This window comes from Paracholeplasma morum, assembly GCF_016907055.1.
GTDB classification, from domain to species: Bacteria; Bacillota_I; Bacilli_A; order Acholeplasmatales; family UBA5453; genus Paracholeplasma; species Paracholeplasma morum.
In genome coordinates this window covers 1-1,142 of sequence record NZ_JAFBBG010000029.1, presented here as the reverse complement: position 1 = coordinate 1,142, position 1,142 = coordinate 1, and the positions used below count along the sequence as shown (strand labels likewise).

General features: G+C 35.0%; 3 protein-coding genes. All 3 read left to right on the top strand.

The window, feature by feature from the left end; all coding sequences use genetic code 11:
* The first annotated feature begins 52 nt into the window (after positions 1–52).
* The 3 genes from JN09_RS07590 (at position 53) to JN09_RS07580 (ending at position 1,011) form a co-directional block, all read left to right on the top strand.
* Positions 53–331: a hypothetical protein gene (locus JN09_RS07590; RefSeq protein ID WP_204434577.1), complete on the top strand. Its 279-nt coding sequence runs from the start codon at positions 53–55 to the stop codon at positions 329–331.
* A 139-nt stretch (positions 332–470) separates the two neighbouring features.
* Entirely contained in the window at positions 471–653 is a 183-nt protein-coding gene (locus tag JN09_RS07585) for a DUF4314 domain-containing protein (RefSeq protein WP_204434575.1), read from the top strand.
* 22 nt (positions 654–675) lie between these two features.
* On the top strand, positions 676–1,011 hold the full coding sequence (locus JN09_RS07580) for a hypothetical protein (RefSeq protein ID WP_204434573.1): 336 nt from the start codon (positions 676–678) through the stop codon (positions 1,009–1,011).
* Positions 1,012–1,142: the final 131 nt, after the last annotated feature.

Sequence of the window (1,142 nt, the reverse complement as noted above, 5' to 3'; positions counted from 1 at the left end):
TCAAAGGTGGTACCTATGTGTCCTAGAAAATCATAGCAGTGCAGGAGGGCTTATGGGAATTGCATTAATCTTTACTACTTTTAGTGGAACATTTCTAGCTGTTTGGGCTGCTTCTCTACTTTGGAAACATCATCCTTCATACAAGTATGGATTCATTCCTGTTCTTTCAATGGTTGTAGTAGGTTTTATTATGATGGGAATATTCTCTCTTTATAGACCAAATAGGTTGTCCTTAGAAACTTATATTCTGATTCTTTATGGATGTTCAATCCTATATTTCATTATTCAACTATACGTTGTTTACAAAATTATTCGGAAACATCGATATTAATTATCGGCATTTGAAGTTAACAATGTGATTGTTAGAACAAATTTGATAGGTTGAATGACTGAGCGACTTCGGTCGCTTTTTACTTGCTATTTTGTCTCTTTAGAGTGATATATATTACTAACCATAGGAGGTAATCTGTATGTACAAAATTGGAGACAAAATTAGAATCATTAGCATGAAGGGTGAAGACCATTACAACGGTCGTGAAGGAATCATTGAATACATAGACGGACTTGATCAACTACATGGAACTTGGGGTGGATTAGCAATTATTCCTGCAGAGGATTTGATTGAAGTCATAAACATTGAGGTATTAGAATGAGCAAACTAAGTGGGGTATTAAAATGTCAAGATTAAAAGAAGTGAATATGGAAGTTGAGCGACTTAGGTCGCTTTTTTCATCAGTTGATGAAACCAAAACACAACTAGTTGACAGCTTAATTGAGCAAGCTGCATTCATGAAAGTCGAACTTGGGATCCTTCAGGAACAAATAAGAAAACATGGAGCTGTACAGGTATCAAATAAAGGGGCTCAAAGACAAACTGAAGCAGCCAAGTATTACACTAAACTAGTGAATGCGTATGGAACAGTCATAAAAACGCTAAATTCTATAATGGGTAAAAACATTATTGATGAAGATGATGAGTTTGACAAGTTCATAGGCAGAATGTCAGAATGAACCATTTACTGAAGTATTATGATGAGATACAAAAGGGTGCTCTGCTACGGAAAAGTGGGACACATAGGTACCACCTAAAAGAACATATTGTATAATATAAAAATATAAGGAGCAGAAAGCTATGAATGAGT